13 protein-coding genes are annotated in these 18,051 nt (G+C 67.2%); 8 read left to right on the forward strand and 5 right to left on the reverse strand.

Translation table 11 applies throughout. The features are described from left to right. Positions 1-22 precede the first annotated feature (22 nt). The gene (locus HF680_RS05205) at positions 23-2,521 is read right to left on the reverse strand and encodes a fimbria/pilus outer membrane usher protein (RefSeq protein WP_185224336.1); all 2,499 of its coding nucleotides are present in this window, start codon (positions 2,519-2,521) and stop codon (positions 23-25) included. A gap of 199 nt (positions 2,522-2,720) precedes the next feature. Between HF680_RS05205 and HF680_RS05210 the strand changes: the two genes are divergently transcribed. Both HF680_RS05210 and HF680_RS05215 read left to right on the forward strand, forming a co-directional pair. Then, positions 2,721-2,894, forward strand: a complete 174-nt coding sequence (locus HF680_RS05210) for a hypothetical protein (protein WP_185224337.1) — start codon at positions 2,721-2,723, stop codon at positions 2,892-2,894. Then, positions 2,894-4,570 (forward strand): TadG family pilus assembly protein, encoded by a 1,677-nt coding sequence (locus HF680_RS05215; RefSeq protein ID WP_185224338.1) that lies wholly within the window; start codon positions 2,894-2,896, stop codon positions 4,568-4,570. Before HF680_RS05210 ends, HF680_RS05215 begins: the two co-directional genes overlap by 1 nt. 3 nt (positions 4,571-4,573) lie before the next feature. Here the strand turns inward: HF680_RS05215 and HF680_RS05220 are convergent, their stop codons facing one another. Beyond that, on the reverse strand, positions 4,574-5,929 hold the full coding sequence (locus HF680_RS05220; RefSeq protein ID WP_039245764.1) for a M23 family metallopeptidase: 1,356 nt from the start codon (positions 5,927-5,929) through the stop codon (positions 4,574-4,576). Between the two features lie 318 nt (positions 5,930-6,247). Here HF680_RS05220 and HF680_RS05225 point away from each other — a divergent pair, with 318 nt between their 5' ends. From HF680_RS05225 to HF680_RS05235, 3 genes are all read left to right on the forward strand, one after another. Next, positions 6,248-9,454, forward strand: coding sequence for an intermembrane phospholipid transport protein YdbH family protein (locus HF680_RS05225; protein ID WP_185224339.1), 3,207 nt, complete (start codon positions 6,248-6,250; stop codon positions 9,452-9,454). A gap of 77 nt (positions 9,455-9,531) precedes the next feature. After that, a complete protein-coding gene (locus HF680_RS05230; protein WP_185224340.1) occupies positions 9,532-9,720 on the forward strand; it encodes a YnbE family lipoprotein in 189 nt (62 codons plus the stop codon). A gap of 33 nt (positions 9,721-9,753) precedes the next feature. Next, the gene (locus tag HF680_RS05235; RefSeq protein WP_185224341.1) at positions 9,754-10,113 is read left to right on the forward strand and encodes a DUF1318 domain-containing protein; all 360 of its coding nucleotides are present in this window, start codon (positions 9,754-9,756) and stop codon (positions 10,111-10,113) included. A gap of 391 nt (positions 10,114-10,504) precedes the next feature. Here the strand turns inward: HF680_RS05235 and HF680_RS05240 are convergent, their stop codons facing one another. Next, on the reverse strand, positions 10,505-11,635 hold the full coding sequence (locus HF680_RS05240) for a DNA cytosine methyltransferase (RefSeq protein WP_185224342.1): 1,131 nt from the start codon (positions 11,633-11,635) through the stop codon (positions 10,505-10,507). Between the two features lie 79 nt (positions 11,636-11,714). Between HF680_RS05240 and HF680_RS05245 the strand changes: the two genes are divergently transcribed. Further along, on the forward strand, positions 11,715-12,176 hold the full coding sequence (locus HF680_RS05245) for a COG3650 family protein (protein WP_185224343.1): 462 nt from the start codon (positions 11,715-11,717) through the stop codon (positions 12,174-12,176). Between the two features lie 71 nt (positions 12,177-12,247). Here the strand turns inward: HF680_RS05245 and HF680_RS05250 are convergent, their stop codons facing one another. After that, entirely contained in the window at positions 12,248-13,012 is a 765-nt protein-coding gene (locus tag HF680_RS05250) for a LytTR family DNA-binding domain-containing protein (protein WP_185224344.1), read from the reverse strand. A 91-nt stretch (positions 13,013-13,103) separates the two neighbouring features. Further along, positions 13,104-13,859: a TetR/AcrR family transcriptional regulator gene (locus HF680_RS05255; RefSeq protein WP_185224345.1), complete on the reverse strand. Its 756-nt coding sequence runs from the start codon at positions 13,857-13,859 to the stop codon at positions 13,104-13,106. Positions 13,860-14,036: 177 nt separating this feature from the next. On the opposite strand from HF680_RS05255, the gene HF680_RS05260 reads away from it, so the two are divergent. Both HF680_RS05260 and HF680_RS05265 read left to right on the forward strand, forming a co-directional pair. Next, on the forward strand, positions 14,037-16,265 hold the full coding sequence (locus HF680_RS05260; protein WP_045809472.1) for a TonB-dependent receptor: 2,229 nt from the start codon (positions 14,037-14,039) through the stop codon (positions 16,263-16,265). A gap of 142 nt (positions 16,266-16,407) precedes the next feature. Further along, the gene (locus tag HF680_RS05265; RefSeq protein WP_045809473.1) at positions 16,408-17,934 is read left to right on the forward strand and encodes a spinster family MFS transporter; all 1,527 of its coding nucleotides are present in this window, start codon (positions 16,408-16,410) and stop codon (positions 17,932-17,934) included. Positions 17,935-18,051 lie beyond the last annotated feature (117 nt).

Here is an 18,051-nt window from a genome sequence, read left to right on the forward strand (position 1 = left end):
GCTGCGCGGCCCGGCCTGTTGCTCACCCCACGCTGCGAGGCGTAACTAACCCAAGGACTCTGGTCGCCGCTGGATGAAAACTCAGGGGCACGTCAATCAGCGCGGGCTGGCCGGCCAAAGTGATGCGCCAACGACCAGGGGACAGCCCTGTGATTGCAAAGCGACCTGTTCGATTAGTGATGACTTCCGCCGGCGGTGCGGTCGGATCATCCAGCGAGACTGCGCGTGCGATGCGCAAGCTGACCGGACGGTCTTGATCGTCCAGCATCACGCCGGAGGCCGATACATTGTAGGCTGAACCTACAATCAACGAGTATCCGGAGTGAAGACGAGGCTGAAGCTGGAAAAGGCCGGATCCCAGATCGTACCCTACAGGCAGGTCGGAAACATCATAGGGCACTGACTGCGGGAAATAGGAACCCAGGGGCGTCAGAGCCGGTCCGAGCAATCCTGAACGAGCGCTCTCTTCCAATGCCGAAGCGCCTCTAATCAGGACGGGCCGACCTTCTAGACTGCGATGGCCCGAAACCAAAGCGAATGAATCATAGATCCGTCGGCCGATTCCGAAGCGTCTCCCCACGTAAGCCAAGGCGCCGTAAGCTCGCAAAGACGTTTGCTGGTTCGACACATCTCCACTCTCGTCGAACACGGAGGCGTGGTTGATCTCAAACTCGCCTCGGTTGGCGATGTAGACGGCCGATCCATTCACCCCAAAATCGCTGTTGGTCCGAGACGCATCGATGCTGAGGGCCCAGTCGTCGATAGTACGCTCGGGTGCGCGCGAATAGCCGGCCTGTATCAAGCCGTTGCGAGTTTCAGCTCGAGCCGAAACAGTAGAGCGCGCGCCAAATCGTCGCGTCAGATTGACGAACAAATTGGTTTCTTCACCTTGAAGGCCAGCCGAGTTGTAGGTGGCGCCAAAAGTTATATTGGTGTCGAAATCGGTCCTCCATGTGCCAAAGGCGGAAACTCCGTAGCGATTCTCCAGCGAGCCTCGTCCGTGCGCGTAGTCCACGCCGAGGGAGGCTGTCAGTCTGGGGTTCAGCGGGCGTGAATAGCGCACGGCTCCCAAGAACGCGTAGTTCAAAGCTGGACCGAGATTTTCAATGGAGGAGAAATTCTCGCTCCGATACTCCAGTGATACATCCAGACTTTCGCGGCCGGGGAATGTCCGGAGTTCCCGATAGGCTCTGTGCTGGCCACGTAGCGCGAAACCACTGCCGCCTTGATCACGCCGACTGACCGCAAGATCGAAGGCCGTCAGCCCCCAGATGCTGCCGTACAGGGCCTCTGCGCCGATCAGGGCTGCGTCCTTTGTCGCCTGAATATTACCGCCCATAGTAATTTGCTCGGAAATGCCGCGGCGATAGAACCCGGAAACGACGGGGTCGTCCTCAAGATATTCGATACGACCATCTTGGCGCGGCGCTCGAATGCCGGCGGAAAGGTAGAATTCGTCCACCCCTGGCGCCAGCAATGTGGTGTCGCTGAAGAAGTCGAAACTGATGATCTCGCGCGCGCCAGAAGGTCCTTCTATCACCAACTCAACGGCGTTTGCGCCCTGCGTCAGCGGAAGGTCACGCAGGTCATAGGTGCCTGGGCTGAGCGTCAGCGTGCGCGCCGTCAGGCCGTTAATACGGATTTCAACAGTCGAGGGTTCGCGGATGGTTATAGTGCGCGATGATCGTGTTACGGCCAAGCGATCACCACCGGTCAAACTGTACAGGCGGGCCACGCTGACACCCGCGATGTCGCTGGCGCTCTGAAATGACGCCCCCTCAGGCACAAGGTCGCCTGCGGTCCAGCGCAGCGCTTTTTCGGGTTGATCAAAGATCAAGCGCGATGCGTTGCGTTGAAACGATCGGTCAGCGTCCGGATCGACCGTTGCATAGTTCTCAAACGCGATTTTTCCGACCGTGCCCATGAACTCCAGGTCAAAGCGCGGAGCCTGAAACCCCTGTTCTCGCGCGCCGGTGGGCTTGTGTAGATAGTCAAGCGAAGCTCGATAGTTCAGATAGGCCGCCACAGGAGCCGGCTCGTCTGTAACTGGTGGTGAAAACTGCTCAGAATCGAAACCTAGAGTGAGGCTTTGACGACGCCGTGCGTCCAGCGGGATCACCACGGCCAAGTCTAGCAGGCCGGTGTCGAACGTCAGTTCAAAGCCGACAGTACTCGCCGCTTCCGGCGTGATAAAGCCGTCGCTGTCGGCCGTGGCGGTCAAGGTCTGCGCAGCCTCCGGCGTTATCATGCGTGAAAGCAGAGGTACGAGATCGGAGCCGCGCACACGCACCAAATTGTCCGGGCCCAAGAGTACAGATACCTGCCCCAATGGGCCGCGTTCACGGACCGGCACGACCAGCTCGACGATCTGAGGCTGCCGCGAGGCGCGATCCTGCGGATGCAAAACCACTACCGCTTCGGTGGGCACATTCGACAGGTCGGACGCGCTGACATGTGGGGCGATGGCGATCATCACGATCGTTGTTATCGCCGTTGTTCTTTTGCCCCCCAGGATGGCCATGTCAGCCTCGTGTCATGCGCGGGATGTCGGCCGTAACCGTCAGGTCACCCGTTTCTGGCACTGAGGGCAGCGGCAGAAACATCCAGCGTTTGCCTTTGGCGCGGACCAAGCCGAGGGCGCCCGGGCGGCGATCGGAGGGCTGGACGCGGCCGAGCGCGACGGTCTGGCGCGGCGCGAGGTCAGCGAGGCGGTGCGGGGCGTGGCGCTGAACCCCGATCACACGACCATCGAGGTGAGGGAGGACGCCGGCCGACTGCGGGTCGTCGTGGTTTATGACGCCAGCGACAGCCTGATCATGGCGCTGGGCGGGATGCTGCCGCGTCCGCCGTCCGTTATTCGGCGCTCGGCGGTCATCCATGTGGGCGATTACTGATGAGCGTCCGGGCGCCTTGTCTGCGGCTCCGGTTCGGCGCCGATCGGCGCGGGGCGGTGGCGGTGATCGCGGCGGTCGCGGGCGGTCTGTTGTGTCTGTTCACGGCGGCGGTGATCGACCTGGGCGTTCTGGTCCTGCACACGCGCCGGGTTCAGGGGGCGGCGGATCTCGCGGCGCTGTCGGCGGTGCGAAACCTGGCGCAGGGCGAGGGCGCAGTCTCGCGCGCGGCCCAGGCGACGGTCGAAGCCAATGTCGCGCCCGACGTCTCGGTCACGGTGGCGACGGCGCTGGGCGTCTATACGCCCGATCCGGCCAAGGCGCGCAATGACCGGTTCATGACGGGCGGCGTGAAGCCGAACGCCGCGCGGGTCGAGGTCACCAGCCGGGCGCCGATGTTCTTCACGCCGGTGTTGCTGGGCCGCGATCAGGTGCGGGTCACCCGCCGGGCCACGGCGACGACGGGCGGGGCGACGCCCAAGGCCATGGTCTCGATCGGGTCGCGTCTGGCGCGACTGGACGGCGGCGTGGCCAACCAACTGCTCGGCGGCCTGACCGGGTCCAAGGTGTCGCTCAGCGTCATGGACTATCGCCGTCTGATCGATCTCGACGTCAATCTGCTGTGGTTCACCGACGCCCTGGCGACCGATCTGGGCGTCCAGATCGGCGACTACGACCGGCTTCTGGCGACCCAGGTCGACGCCGGCCGTGCGCTGAGGGTGCTGGAGCGGGTGGCGGGCGGCCAGGACGGCGGGGCGCTGGGCAAGCTGGCCTCGGCCTCGGTTGGCACGAAGGTCCGGCTGGGCGACCTGATCGGACTGGAGGCGCGATCACCGGACGGGATCCGCGAAGGGCTGGACGCGTCTGTGTCGGCCATGGATCTGGTCATGGCCATGCTGGAGGTCGGGGGCGGGGATCGCCAGGTCGCGCTGAACCTAGGCGTGCCGGCAGGGCTGGCCGATCTGAAGACCAGCCTGGCGATCGGCGAACGGCCCAATCGCTCGCCCTGGCTGACGGTGACTGCCGACGGCCAGCCGATCATCCGCACGGCCCAGGCCCGGCTCTATGTGCGGGCCAGGATGGCGCAATCCCTGTCGGGTCTGGCGCGGGTCGAACTGCCGATCCTGATCGAACTGGCGGCGTCCGAGGCGCGGCTGAAGTCGCTGTCCTGCGATCCGACGCGCGCGGTCGAGGTCGATGTGCGGCCGGGCCTGGCGCGCGCATCGATCGGTGTGGTGGACGAGGGTAGGCTGGGCGACTTCAAGACCCCGCTGACGCCCCAGCGCGCGACACTGCTGTCGGTCCTGGGCCTGGTCAGCATCACCGGAAAGGCGGATGTCGAGGCGGCGGACGCCGGTTTCAGGCCACTGAGGTTCGACGCGGGCGACATCGACAATCAACGCGCCAAGACCATGGCCTCACGCGGCTTCGCCAGCGGTGCGGTCGCCAGCCTGTTGGCGCGCTTGGACGTGGATGTGAACGTGATCGGGCTGGGCCTGGGATTCGGCGACCTGACCAGGGCCCTGGGGCGGCTGCTGGAGCCGCTGGGGCCGGTGCTGGACGGCGCGCTCAATCCCGTGCTGGACCTGTTGGGCCTGAAGCTGGGCGAGGCCGATGTGACGGTCCACGGCCTGTCCTGTCCGACGCCGGGGCGCGCGACCCCGCGTCTGGTCGGCTGAACCTTAGCCGCGGGCGGGACGCAGGCCTTCGGCCGAGGCCTGCTGCATGGCCGGACGCTTTTGACCGCCCGAGGCGATGATGCGGTCGATACGGGCCTTTTCGGCGCGGAAGGCGGTCAGGTCGGCGCCGGCCAGTTCGGTGCCTTCCTGGGTGCGCACGCCGGCGGGATTGATCCGCTGTCCGCCACGCCACAGCTCATAGTGAAGGTGCGGACCGGTGGAGGCGCCGGTCGAACCGACATAGGCGACGATCTGACCCTGGCTGACCCGCTGGCCGGCGCGGATGCCCGAGCCGTAACGCGACAGGTGTCCGTAGCCGCTTTCCAGACCGTTGTTGTGGCGGATGCGCAGCCAGTTGCCATAACCGCCCCAGCGCCGCGCCTCGACCACCACGCCGTCAGCGGGAGCCACGACCGGCGTGCCGGTTCCGGCGGCGAAGTCGATGCCCTGGTGCATCTTCTTGTAGCCCGAGATCGGGTGGGTGCGGAAACCGAAGCCCGAGGACACACGGCGGAAGTTCTGCAGCGGCGTGCGCATCATGGCGGAACGCAGGTTCTTGCCGTTCGAATCGAAGAACTGGGCCTCTTTCGCGCCGGCGGGCTTGAAGCGATAGAAGGTCACGCCGCGCAGTTCGGCGTACATCAGGTCGCCCACGTCCACGGTGCGGCCGGCCTCGGTCACTTCACGGTCGAAGACCATGGTGAACTCGTCGGAGGCGCGAATGTCGCGCTGCATGTCGAACTTGGTGGCGAACAGACGGCTGGCCGAGCGGACGATGGAGGCGGTGGCGCCCAGTTCACGCGCGCTGGCGGACAGGCTGCGCTCGACATCGCCCTTCAGGACGACGGTCTCGTGGGTGACTTTTTCTTCCAGCGAACGCAGGCGCAGGGCGCCGTCGAAGCTGCGCGATACGGTCAGCTGCGACGCCGGGCCGGTGCGCATGGTCAGGCCGATCAGCCGGGCGTCGCCCCGGCCGTTGCGCGGTTTGGCGATGGCGGTTTCGAACTTCAGTCCGGCGCGCAGATCGGCCAGATCGAAGGCGTTGGCGACGGTGGCGGCGACGGCGCTGGCTTCTTCGGGGGCGACGCCGGTGCGGCGCACGGCCTGCTCGAAGGTTTCGCCGCGGCGGATCTGGACGTTGACGGCCTCGGGCGCGGTCAGGCCGGCGGGCGCGTTGGCGGCGGCGAAGGCCTTGGCTTCCATGGCCGCCATCTGGGCCGAGGTCAGGGCGGGAACTTCTTCGGCCTGAGCGGGTTGATAGGCTCGACCAGCGAGCATCGCCACCGAGATTGCAGCCGCCGCCGTGAGCATGTGCGGCGCGAGCCGCGTCGGCTGGCGGCGTGGGTCGAACTGAGCCATCGGTCCCCGTCGTATTGCGACGCCTTCGGCGCCAAAGCTTTACTCGTTCTCGAAGATCGCGCCGTATCGCCCGTGGCGCGAAGGCGGTCCTATACCGCGCTTGTCTCATTTTGGAAAGCAGACCGTTACAAACGGTTAACGTGCGTCAGCCAAAGCTCGACGATGCAGGGATCCCGACCGGCCGATTCGCCGTTATCTGGCCCAGCTTGACCGGCAGGAGACGGGCGCCGAAGACCGACCGTCATGCTTTGATCTTGTGCTGGGGACAAGGATGACCAAGGTGGACGGCCCGCTGTTTCAATCACGCGATCGATCCGTTTGACCGACACACCGTCCAAGCCCAAGCCAAAGCCGCAGGCCAAGACCCGTCGCATCCTGCGCGCTGTCGCCGTCGGGGTTCTGATCCTGGCGCTGCTGATAGGCGTCGTCGCGGCTCTGATCTACCTCAATCGCCGCGCTGTGGCGCGCAATGTCCTGGTGGGCTGGCTGGACCAGCGCGGGATTCCGGCCGATGTCGAGGTGGAGCGGATCGAGATCGACGGCTTCGTCGGTCGCATCCGCATCGGCGATCCCGACAATCCCGATGTCGTGGTCGAGCGGGCCGAGGTCGATTACGCCGTCGCCCTGCCGTGGTCCAAGTCGGGCCTGGGCGTCACCCCCAGCCGCATCCGCCTGGTTCGACCTGTCGTCCGGGCCAGCTGGAAGGGTGGAAAGCTGTCGTTCGGCTCGCTGGACCCGCTGATCAAGGAGTTCACCGGCGGGCCGCCGCGACCGGACTCACGCGGGCCCCTGGTCATCGTCGAGAGCGGCCGCGGGCGGTTGAATACGGAATACGGGCCGGTCGACCTGCTGGCTGACGCCCGGATCGACGACGGCAAGCTGATGCGGCTGGCGGCGAGGCTGCCGAAGGCCGCGCTGAAGAGCGGGGAGACGCAGGCCCAGGGCCTGACCGGCTTGCTGGATCTGACCACGACCGGCGACCGGATGGCGATCAAGCTGTCGGCCGCCGCCGACAGCTTCGCGACACCGGCGGCCCGAGGGCAGGGGGCGGCGCTGACGCTGACCGGCGACCTGCCCTATCCGGATCTGAAGACGCGGCGCGGCGACGGCCGGGCGGTTCTGGACGCTCGTCTGACGGGCGATCGCCTGGGAACCCCGACGCTAAGCGCCCGCAGCGCCGATGTCGCCGCCCGGTTCGACGGCGTCGTCTCCGGCTGGATCGAAACCTTCCGGCTGGACGGCGAAGTCACCACCGCGCTGGAGGCGGCGGCCGTCGAGGGCGCGGACCTGCGCATCGCCGATGTCGCCGCGACGGCGACGCGCGGCAAGCTGACGGTGTCGCGCGACGACGCCGTGCGCTGGCGCATGCAGGGGCCGCTGGCCCTGACCGCCGGTTCGGGACGGACGGGTCAGACGACGATCGGCGGACTGTCGTTGACGTCGCGCGACCTGGCCTTGGGCGGCAAGGACGCGGCCTTCGAGGCGACTGGGCCTTTGAGCGCGACCTTCGACCGTTTCGGTTTCGGCGACCTGGCGCTGAAGCGCGGTCGCGCCGATGTGGACTTGGACGTGGTCAGCGATGGCGGGATTCAGATCGCGGCGAACGGATCGCTTCGCGCCGCGGACGGCGCCTGGCCCCTTTTCGGCGCGGTGGGCGCCGACGACATCGCCGAGCTGGCCGAGATGAAGCGCGCGCTGGGACGCTTCGCCCTGAATGCGCCCGCCGTCCGCTTCGCCACGGGCGCGGCCGGCACGACCGTCGCCCTGTCGCGTCCCGTGACCCTGACGCCCGCCAACGGCGGCGTCCTGACGGTGGCTCAAGGTCAGGGCGGCGCCTATCAGGCCGAGCCGGGACGGCTGGGCGGCGGGGCGCTGACCCTCACCGCCAGGCGCGGCAAGGGCCTGCCGGAAATGTCCGTCGCGGTCCCGAACTGGCGCCTGACCGAGGGCGGGTTCGAAGCGACGCTGGACGGTCGCGCCCGACTGGATTTCGACCTGGCGCGCGGCATCGACGCCCGGACGCGCGGCGTCCTGGCCCTGAACGCCGGCCGGCTGACCTATGCGACATCGGACTGCGTCGACCTGACCGTCGAGCGGCTGGAGCTGGACGAGAACGACGTCCATCAGGTCGCCGGCAAACTGTGTCCCCAGGGCGGTCCGCTGTTGACGTCCAAGGACGGCGTCTGGCGCGTCGCGGGCGGGTTCAGTCAGGTGTCGGCCCAGGCGCCCTTCCTCGGCATGCGGTTCGCCGACGCCTCGGGCCGTGTCACCGTCGACGGGACCAAGGCGGGCATCGGCCTGACCGCCAATGTGGCCGCCGCCCGCGTCATCGACGCCCTGACGCCGGAACGGTTCGAACCGCTTTCGGCCACAGGATCTGCGACGCTGGCCAACGAACGCTGGAGCGGCGCCTTCGATCTGAAGGGCACGGGCGCGGCCGCCGCCTATGGTCTCGGTCGCCTGACCCTGGCGCACGATGGTCGCACCGGGTCGGGCGGCATCGTCATCACCGCCCCAAACGTGACCTTCGCCGAGCATGGGCTTCAGCCGGCGATGCTCAGCCCTCTCGCCGCCGACTTCCTGCAGTCGCCGGTCGAAGGCGCCGTCAGCTTCGACGGGCGTTTCGACTGGACCAAGGACGCCGAACCGACCTCCAGCGGCCATCTGGTCACGCCGGGCCTGGATTTCGTCAGTCCGGTCGGGGCCGTGAAGGGACTGCGCGGCGACATCGTCTTCAGCAGCCTGACACCCCTGATCACCGCCCCGAACCAGAAGCTGACGGCCGACAGCCTGGCCGTCGGCACGGCGGTCACGGCCCTGGATGTGACCTTCTCGATCAACGAGGCCGGCGTGCTGATCGACGGGGCCCAGGTCGTCGCCGGCGGCGGCACCGTCTCGGTCGAGCCCTTCACCGTCCCGCTGGACGCGACCCAGCCCTACAGCGGCGTGATCGTGCTGGACCGGGTGCAGTTGGGCGATATCGTCGCCGACACCGGCTTTGACGACAAGGTGCAGCTGGACGCCGTCGTCTCGGGCCGCCTGCCCTTCATCATGGACCCCAAGCGCGGGCTCAAGATCACCGCCGGCAAGCTGGAGGCGGTCCAGCCGGGCCGCCTGTCGATCAAGCGTGACGTCCTGACCGATGTCGCCGCCAGCGGCGGCGGCGGCGAGGTGTCGGAGAACGTCGTCGAGGACCTGGCCTATCAGGCGATGGAGAATCTGTCCTTCGATCAGCTGAGCGCCGATGTGAACAGCCTGGACGGCGGGCGTCTGGCGGTCCTGTTCCACATCCGCGGCCGCCACGACCCGCCCAAACGCCAGGAACTTCGGCTGACGATCGGCGAACTGATCAGCCGCCAGTTCCTCAACCGCAAACTGCCGTTGCCGTCGAACACCCAGATCGATCTGACGCTGGACACGACCCTGAACGCCAACCAGCTGATCTCGGACCTGCTGGCCGTCAATCGCGCCCGCCAAGGTCAACAGGAGGCGACGCCGGCGCCCGTCCCGGCGCCTGCCGATTGAACTTCACCATTCAGCGCGCGTTCATTGGACGGCGTGCTAATAGAGACATCACCCTCGGCCGAACCGGAGCCCATGTCATGATCCACAAGCGCCAACTGGCCGGCCTCGGTTTTGGAGCCGTCGTCGTCGCTCTCGCGGCCTGCGCCCCGACCATTCGTCTCGAGGTCGCGCCGATCCAGATCTACGCCAAGCTGAACGCCGACGTGCGCGTTCGTCTGGACCAGGAGCTGCAACGGCTGTTGCAGCAGAACCCCAACCTCTTCTGATTTCCCGCTTCTCTCTGAAAGGGACAGGCTGACATGACCTTCCGCAAACTCTTCGTGATCGGCGCCGCCCTCGCGGCCCTGGGCGTCGCGAGCGCCGCCCTCGCCCAGACCAGCGCCCAGAAGGCGCAGATCGACCAGGCCAAGGCCGCTGGCACCGTGGGTGAGCAGGCCGACGGTTACCTGGGCTTCCGCACCCCGACCTCGGACGCCAGCCTGCGCGCCGCCGTGGACGCCACCAACTCCGGCCGCCGCGCCGCCTACGCCCGCAGCGCCGCCGACGCCGGCACCTCGGCCGATGTCGCCGGGGCCCGGATGTTCGAGGCCCAGCTGCTGCCCCGCATCTCCTCGGGCCAATGGTACCGCAACGCCCAGGGTCAGTGGGTCCAGCGCTAAGGCAAAAAAGACCTTCACCCTCGGGCTTTTCCCGAGGGTCCACGGCGGGTCAGGCACGATCTGCGAGGCCTCAAGCCTTCTCGGACAGCCCACCCATCCTATTGTGCGAAAAGAAACGCGGCCTTTTCAGTTCATTAGTCCGCTGGATCGTCATCTTCCTTCGCGCGACCCCAGACCGGGTTATGATGCCGGCCCGGTCTTTGACATCGCCATCCGCACGACTTGGACTCGTTGGGCTGTTTTCGGAGTCCAACTTCACTGAGCGAATTGCACTTTCTTGCATGGGTGCAATTAGACGCCAAGTTTATTCCAACAAAAACAAAATGCTGACGTGAGATTGCACGCATTGCACTGTTTTTCGTCGAGGTGCAGTTCCGCCGCCGTCGCCCGATCAGGCCGCCGCGCGTCGATCCAGCAGCGCGGGCAGCAACAGCCCCTCCGCCAAAGCCCTGACCACCGGGACGGCGACCGCATCGCCCATCAGCTTCAGCGCCGCGCTTTCGCTCGACGGCAACCGATAGTCGTCAGACACGCCCATCAACCGCGCGGTCTCGCGCCCGGTCAGCCGCCGAACCCGCGCCAAGCCCCGATCGCACACCACCACATATTGACGCGACGAGCCGCCGGCCGGCGTCCTCAGACATCCCGCCAGGCCATCGAACCGGATTTCCAGCCGTTGGACCTTGCGGCCGTTCTCGGTCCGCACCCGGCGATAGGCGGCGCCGACGCAACGCTGTCCCGAGGCCAGGGCCGACGCGATCCGGGCGCGGTGCAGCGGCGCGGCCAGGGCCAGGATGGCGTCCGCATTGTCCAGCCAGGTGACGGCGTCGTCCGGCTCCAGCATGGCCGCCAGGTCCAGATTGCGCTGCGACGGCGCAGGCAGCGACCACCAGGCCCAGGCCGCCTTCACCGCCTCGGGCAGGCGCGCGTGGGCGGCCACCAGACGCGCTGAATGGAAGGGCTGTGTCGGACCGGCCGCGCGCGGCGCTTCACCCTGAATGGCCACGACGAACAAGCGCGGGCGCGACTGGGGCAGCCAGTGGGCGGCGTCCATCTCCAGCGCGCCGACCGTATAGCCCGCCTCGACCATCGCCGTGCACACGGCCGCGAAATCCCGCCCCACTTCGGTCCCGGGCCCTGAGGTCAGCAGGCCGATGACGTTCTCCAGCACGATCACGCGCGGGCCGCGTCCCTGGGCCGCCAGCCCCTGCATCAATCGCCAGAAGCCCCAGAAGGCGCCCGACCGCCCAGCCTCCAGCCCGCCGCGCGCGCCCGCCAGGCTGACGTCCTGACAGGGGGACGAGGCCCAGGCCATGTCCGGCCGTCCCGGCAGATTATCGACGGTCAGGCTCCAGACATCGCCCTGACGAAACGGGGTATGCGGATGATTGGCCACAAAGGCGCGCGCCTTGGCCGCGTCCATGTCGTTGGCGAAGACGGTGTCGATGCCGGCGGCGAACAGCCCCAGCCCCGCAAGACCGCCCCCGGCGAAGAACTCGAATGCGGTGGGGCGAATCGACATGGGATCAGCATAACCCAGCCGCGCCCCTTGACCGAGGGCGGCGCGGACCTCACCTGCGCCCGAACCAAAAGGAGCCGTCATGCGCCTCATTCCGTTCGCCGCCGCCCCGCTCGCCATCGCTCTGGCCGGCCTCTCGCTCGGCGCCTGCTACGACCGCGAGGATTCCAAGCCCAAACCGGCGCCGCAGCCCCAGGCCGCCGTGACCCTGGGCGGTGTCGATCTGGGCCAGCCGGTGCGGGCGCTCGGGACCGAACCCTTCTGGGGCGTGGAGATCACGCCGGACGCCCTGATCTACACCCGCGTCGATCAGCCGACCCAGCGCGCGCCGAACCATGGCGCGACGGTCCAGGGCACGGTCGCGACCTTCGCCAGTTCGACCAATCTGAACAAGGCGCTGAACGTCGTGTTGATCGCCACCGAATGTTCGGATGGCATGAGCGACCGAACCTATCCGCTGACGGCCAAGGTCGAGATCGGCGACGACGAGCTGACCGGCTGCGCTGCGCCGGCGTCGATGCTGACGACCCAGCCGGCGCCCTAGCGCGTGATCGTTTCGGATCGGGGCGCAACGCGGCCCCGTCCGAAGCGTGAATCATGCGCTCAAAGAGAGCGTCACCACCATTCGGCGTCGCGCAGCATCCGAGCGTAGCGGCGGCTGACCGGCGCCGACAGGCCGCCGTCCAGCGTCAGGGTCGCGCGGCCGTCGCCGCGTTCGACGGCGCGCACTGCCTCGCGCGCCACCCACCAGCTGCGGTGCGTCTGGGCGCCCTCCAGCCCCTCCAGCTCATCCACGGCGTCCGACAGCCGCATCAGGATCAGGTCCGACCCCCGGTCGGTGTGGATGCGCAAATAATGGTCCTCGGCCTGCACCGCGCGAATCGTCGCGCCTTTCAGCTTCAGCGGCAGCCGATCCAGAAACCGCACCGGGCGGGCCGCTGTCTCGGGCGGCGCCGCATGGGTCTGGACTGGCGTGGCCCGCCCCAAAAAGACGTTCAACGTCGTCACCGCCGCCGTGATGACCACGACGGGCACGATCAGTTCCGGCAGCACCGCCAGCGGATAGAGTCTCTGGGCGAAGAACAGGCCCGTCGCCGCCCAGACCAGCACGCACAGCGGCCCGGTGATGATCACGACCATGACCGCGATGCTCAGCCACGGCCGCTCGTCCGAATCCAGGAACCGGCTGACCACGACGCCGCACAGATGCCCCCAAAGCCCGCCCAGCACCATGACCAGCACCCAATAGGCCAGCCGTACGGGCAGCGACGCGCCTGCGCTGCCGAAGGCGCCGGTCACCGCCAGAAAGACGCCTGCCAGAACGGCGACGATGAGACCGCGCAAAAAGGTGCGGCGGCGGTCGGCGGCAGGGGAGGTCATCGGGGCTTTCGCAGTCGGAAGATCGCGCCTTGAAACCATGATTTTCGGCCGGGCGAAAGCCGGGCGCGCAACGGCCGGTCGGCGTGAACGATCAGCCTTGGCGCGGGGTCATTCCCGCCACGGCGCGGAAGCCGGCCGCCGCGAACCGGACCATATAGTCGCCGGCGGTCTCCAGATCGCCCGACCGCGCCCGCCCGTTCGACAGCCGGTCCAGGCGTCCGGTCTCGCCCAGGGTCAGGGTCAGGGCGCCCGACAGATTGTGATAGCCCCAGTACAGATCGACCTCGCTGGCGCCCGGCAGCACCTTGGCGATCAGCTCAATCAGTCGGTGGATGGCCGGGTCGAAATAGCGCGCCATCGTCTCGCCGCCGAAGCTGGGGTTGGCGTTGGTCTGAGCCACCAGGGCGGAATAGTGTTTCCAGCCCGGCCCGCCCTTCAGCGACCATTCGAACGGCGGCCGCAGGAAGGCTTCCAGCAAACCCTCCAGCGTCATGTCGTCGCCCGCCGTCTCGGCATAGCGATCGATAGCGGCGACGCGGTCGTCGTTCCAGACCTCGGCCCGGCGCAGGAAGACGGCGTCGAACAGCTCGCGCTTGGCCCCGAAATAGTAATGCACCAGGGCCGTATCGACGCCCGCCTCGCGCGCCACCTCGCGGATGGTGACGCCGTAGAAGCCGTGTTTGGAAAACAGATCCTCGGCCGCATCCAGGATCAGATCGCGCGTCTCGCCCGCCGCCTTGGCCTCGGTCTTGGGCGGCCGGCCGCGCCGCGCCGGCGCAACGCCCGCCGCCTTGCGGCGCGCGGCGGCGACGGGGCGGGGAAGGGTGGCGGCGTCCGGCTTGCTCATCCGGCAAGGCTAGGCGCACGACCGCGACGGTGCAACGGCGCCACGGTCGGGGAACCAAGTGACGCTGCGTCAGTCCAGTGTTTGACAGACGGCCGAAACCGGGTAGGTTCCGTGAAAATCATTGAACGCTGAATAAAAGCGTCCATCGGGCTGGAAACGACAAAGGGGTCTAGGATCATGAACCGTCATGTGAAGTGCGCGCTGCTGGCCGGCGCGGCGTGGGGCGTGCTTGCGGGGGCCACGGTCGCCCAGGACGCGGAGGCCGCAGCCCAGGCGGCGAATGCAGATCAGAGCGCGGCGACCGTCGACGACATCGTCGTCACCGCCCGCCGGCGCGACGAGCAGCTGAAGGACGTGCCGATCGCCGTCTCGGCGCTCAGCGCTGAACGGCTCGAACAGACGGGCGCCGTCAACATCACGGCTCTGCAGCAGCAGACGCCGAACGCCACGGTCCAGATCGCGCGCGGCTCCAACTCCACCCTGATCAGCTTCATCCGCGGCGTCGGCCAGCAGGATCCGCTCTGGGGCTTTGAGCCGGGCGTGGGTCTATACGTCGACGACGTCTATGTCGCCCGTCCTCAGGGCGCGGTACTGGACATCTTCGACATCTCGCGTATCGAGGTGCTGCGCGGACCGCAGGGCACTCTGTACGGCCGCAACACCATCGGCGGCGCGATCAAGTACGTCACCAAACGTCTGGGGCAGGACCCCAGTCTGACCGCCCGCGCCGAGGTCGGCGCCTATAACGAGCACAACTTCCTGCTGTCGGGCTCGGTGCCGGTTGGCCAGACCTTCGCCATCGGCGGCGCCGTCGCCACCTACAATCACGACGGCTACGGCAAGAATCTGAACACGGGTCAGGACCAGTACGACAAGGACGTCACCGCCTATCGCGCCAGCGCGGAATGGACGCCCAACGACAAACTGTTCTTCCGCCTGGCCTGGGACCGGGTCGAAGACAACTCCAGCCCCCGCCACGGCCACCGCGAGGTCACCTCGACCGATGGCCTGTGGCGCGCACCGGCCGGCAAATACGACACCTACGCCGGCATCACCGGCGAACAGAAGGTCGTGACCGAGGGCGTGGCCCTGACCGGCGAATACCGGGTCAACGACATGCTGACCCTCAAGTCGATCTCGGCCTATCGTTCGGGCGACACGGCCACCATCATCGACTTCGACCAGACGCCGAACCCGACCCTGGATGTGCCGGCTATCTACGCCGACCATCAGTTCAGCCAGGAGTTTCAGGCCCTATTCACCGGCGAGCGCTGGTCCGGCGTGGCCGGCGTCTATTATCTGGACGGCACGTCGTCAGGCGTCTTCGACACCATCGCCGGCAACCTGGGCCTGTCGATTGCAGCGGCGGGATCGGTGGACACCAAGTCCTTCTCGATCTTTGGCGACTTCAGCTATGATCTGACCGATCGTCTGCACCTGTCGCTGGGCGGCCGTTACACCCGCGACGACAAGGACGCCGCCGTCCTGCGCCAGTTCTATCTCGGCGCCACGCGCAGCCCGCTGACCGGCGGCACGCCGCGCGCGGTCTTTGCGACCCGCACCAACTATACGGCCTCGGACACCTTTGAGAAGTTCACGCCGCGCGCCAGCATCTCGTACGATTTCAGCGACGAGATGACCGGCTACGCCTCCGTCAGCCAGGGCTTCAAGTCGGGCGGCTGGGACATGCGCGGCGACGCCGCCCTGGTGCCCCAGACGGTCAACGGCTATCAGCCCGAGACGGTCACCACCTATGAAGTCGGCCTGAAGGGCTCGGCCTTCGACCGCCGCATGAACTTCGCCTCGGCGATCTTCTATTCGGACTACAAGGACCAGCAGATCACGACCCAGCAGGTGGCCACGCCGCCCGCCGTCGGCATCGCCTCGGTCGTCGACAACGCCGGCGCCTCGACCATCTACGGCTTCGAGCTGGAAGGCTCGGCCTATCTGACCAGCGACATCACCGCCAACTTCTCGGTCGGCTATCTGAAGAACGAGTTCGACGAGTTCATCACCCGCATCACCGGCACCCCGGTCGATATCTCGAACACGCGCGAGCCGCAGAACTCGCCGGAATGGTCGGCCTATTACGGCATGACCTGGCGCGGCGACATCCTGGGTGGTGAAATCCGCGTCACCCCGTCGCTGTCCTACCGTTCGGACTACCACCTGTTCGACACCCCCGATCCCATCCTGGATCAGAAGGGTTACGTCCTGGCCGACGCCAGCGTGGTCTGGACGGCGCCGAGCAAGCGCTGGGAGGTCGGCCTGTTCGGTCGCAACCTGACCGACGTTCGCTACAAGGTCGGCGGCTACAGCTTCCCGGGCGCGACCTACAACAACTCGATCAGCGCCTTCTACGGCCCGCCGACCACCTATTCGGCGCGCCTGACCTATCGCTTCTGATCTCCATTCCTAACGCCTGACGACGAGGGGCGGCGGTCTCCGGGCCGCCGCCCCTTTTCGCTCCGCCAGGCCTATTTTGCACAGGGCGGACTTGCGGCTAGGCTCGCCTCAACAAACAACAAGACGCCGAGGGGAAACGCCGATGACGACGGAGACGCTGACGGTCCAGGAGGCGCGGCCCGAGCGGCCTGAGCGGCCCGGCTATCGCTACTATGTGCTGGCGGTGCTGATCCTGATCTACATGCTGAACTTCCTGGATCGCCAGATCATCGGCATACTGGCCGCGCCGTTGAAGGAAGAGTTCGGCATGTCCGACAGCCAGTTCGGCCTGTTGGGCGGCATCGCCTTCGCCTCGGTCTATTCGACATTGGCCATTCCCCTGGCCTGGCTGGCGGATCGGTTCAGCCGGGTCTGGATCATGACCGGCGCCCTGGCCGTCTGGTCGGGCTTTACCGCCCTGTGCGGCATGGCCGGCTCGTTCGGCCAACTGTTCCTGTGCCGGATGGGCGTGGGCATCGGCGAGGCGGGCGGCGTGGCTCCGGCCTATTCGCTGATCGCCGACTACTTCCCGCCCCATCAGCGCGCGCGCGCCATGGCGGCCTTCGCCTTCGGCATTCCGCTGGGCATGGCGGCGGGAACCCTGGTCGGCGGCCTGCTGGCGGCGACCTACGGCTGGCGCACCGCCTTCATCGTCGTCGGCCTGCTGGGCGTGCTGGTCGCGCCCCTGCTGCGTCTGACGGTGCGTGATCCCAGGCGGGGCGGCGCAGACGCCATCAAGACCGAGGCTCAGGTCGCGGCCCTGACAGCCGCGCCGGTCGGCACGGACCGGGCCGGCAAGATCGCCGCCCAAATCATGCTGGGCCTCGGCGCCGGTCTGCTGATCCTCGGCGCCTTGAGCTGGCTGATGGGCATGTCGCTCGGCAATCCGCTGGTGCTGGCGTTCGGCGGCCTGCTGGCGGTGGTGATCGGCGTTTCTCTGATGATCGCGCGTCGCACCGCTTCGGTGGTGATCAGGAAGCCCAGTTTCTGGCTCCTGGGCCTGGGCGCGGCCTCATCGTCGGTCTGCGGCTATGGCGTCGCCGGCTGGCTGCCGCTGTTCTTCATGCGCAGCTTCGACCTGACCCTGAAACAGACCAGCATTTATTATTCCGGCATCGCCCTGATCGGCGGCATCCTGGGCATCTGGCTGGGCGGCATGATCGCCGACAAGCTGTCCAAGAAGGGCAAGGGCGCCTATCCGCTGACGCCCGCCGTCGCCTTCCTGATCTCGGCGCCGTGCTTCATCCTGGCGATGAACTCGCCCTGGCTGATCGGCCTGGTTCTGCCCGGCGGCGGCAGCCACGTTCAGCAGCTGACCCTGGCCTTCCTGATCTTCCTGTTGCCGACCGGATTGAACCTAGCCTGGCTGGGCCCGATCACGGCGGCGGTCCAGCATCTGGTGCCGGCGGCCATGCGCTCGACGGCCTCGGCCCTGTTCCTGCTGCTGAACAATCTGCTCGGGATCGCGGTCGGCTTCTACTATTTCGGCTGGATGAGCGACCTGCTGGCGCCGCGCTTCGGCGAGGAGAGCCTGCGCTGGGCCATCTATACCGGCATGGGGTTCTATGTGCTGGCCGCGATCCTGCTGATCGGGGCGTCGCGCACCCTCAAGAAGGACTGGGTCGACTAAAGGGGGGCTGTGGACGCTTGCACCTGCGAAGGCGAAGCGCTCAAGCAGGCCGAAGGCCGGTAGCGCAATGCAAAAGAGCGGCCTATAAGCCCCGCAACTCTCCCAGCAGCGGTTGCG

The sequence above is a fragment of the Brevundimonas huaxiensis genome, from assembly GCF_014218725.1.
Classification (GTDB): Bacteria; Pseudomonadota; Alphaproteobacteria; order Caulobacterales; family Caulobacteraceae; genus Brevundimonas; species Brevundimonas huaxiensis.

What these genes read in the sequence shown, in the direction of transcription:
- HF680_RS05220 (WP_039245764.1), bottom strand. Translation starts at nt 5,929, where the DNA reads ATGGCTCAGTTCGACCCACGCCGCCAGCCGACGCGGCTCGCGCCGCAC.
- HF680_RS05240 (WP_185224342.1), bottom strand. Translation starts at nt 11,635, where the DNA reads ATGTCGATTCGCCCCACCGCATTCGAGTTCTTCGCCGGGGGCGGTCTT.
- HF680_RS05245 (WP_185224343.1), top strand. Translation starts at nt 11,715, where the DNA reads ATGCGCCTCATTCCGTTCGCCGCCGCCCCGCTCGCCATCGCTCTGGCC.
- HF680_RS05260 (WP_045809472.1), top strand. Translation starts at nt 14,037, where the DNA reads ATGAACCGTCATGTGAAGTGCGCGCTGCTGGCCGGCGCGGCGTGGGGC.
- HF680_RS05235 (WP_185224341.1), top strand. Translation starts at nt 9,754, where the DNA reads ATGACCTTCCGCAAACTCTTCGTGATCGGCGCCGCCCTCGCGGCCCTG.
- HF680_RS05265 (WP_045809473.1), top strand. Translation starts at nt 16,408, where the DNA reads ATGACGACGGAGACGCTGACGGTCCAGGAGGCGCGGCCCGAGCGGCCT.
- HF680_RS05215 (WP_185224338.1), top strand. Translation starts at nt 2,894, where the DNA reads ATGAGCGTCCGGGCGCCTTGTCTGCGGCTCCGGTTCGGCGCCGATCGG.
- HF680_RS05255 (WP_185224345.1), bottom strand. Translation starts at nt 13,859, where the DNA reads ATGAGCAAGCCGGACGCCGCCACCCTTCCCCGCCCCGTCGCCGCCGCG.
- HF680_RS05250 (WP_185224344.1), bottom strand. Translation starts at nt 13,012, where the DNA reads ATGACCTCCCCTGCCGCCGACCGCCGCCGCACCTTTTTGCGCGGTCTC.
- HF680_RS05205 (WP_185224336.1), bottom strand. Translation starts at nt 2,521, where the DNA reads ATGGCCATCCTGGGGGGCAAAAGAACAACGGCGATAACAACGATCGTG.
- HF680_RS05230 (WP_185224340.1), top strand. Translation starts at nt 9,532, where the DNA reads ATGATCCACAAGCGCCAACTGGCCGGCCTCGGTTTTGGAGCCGTCGTC.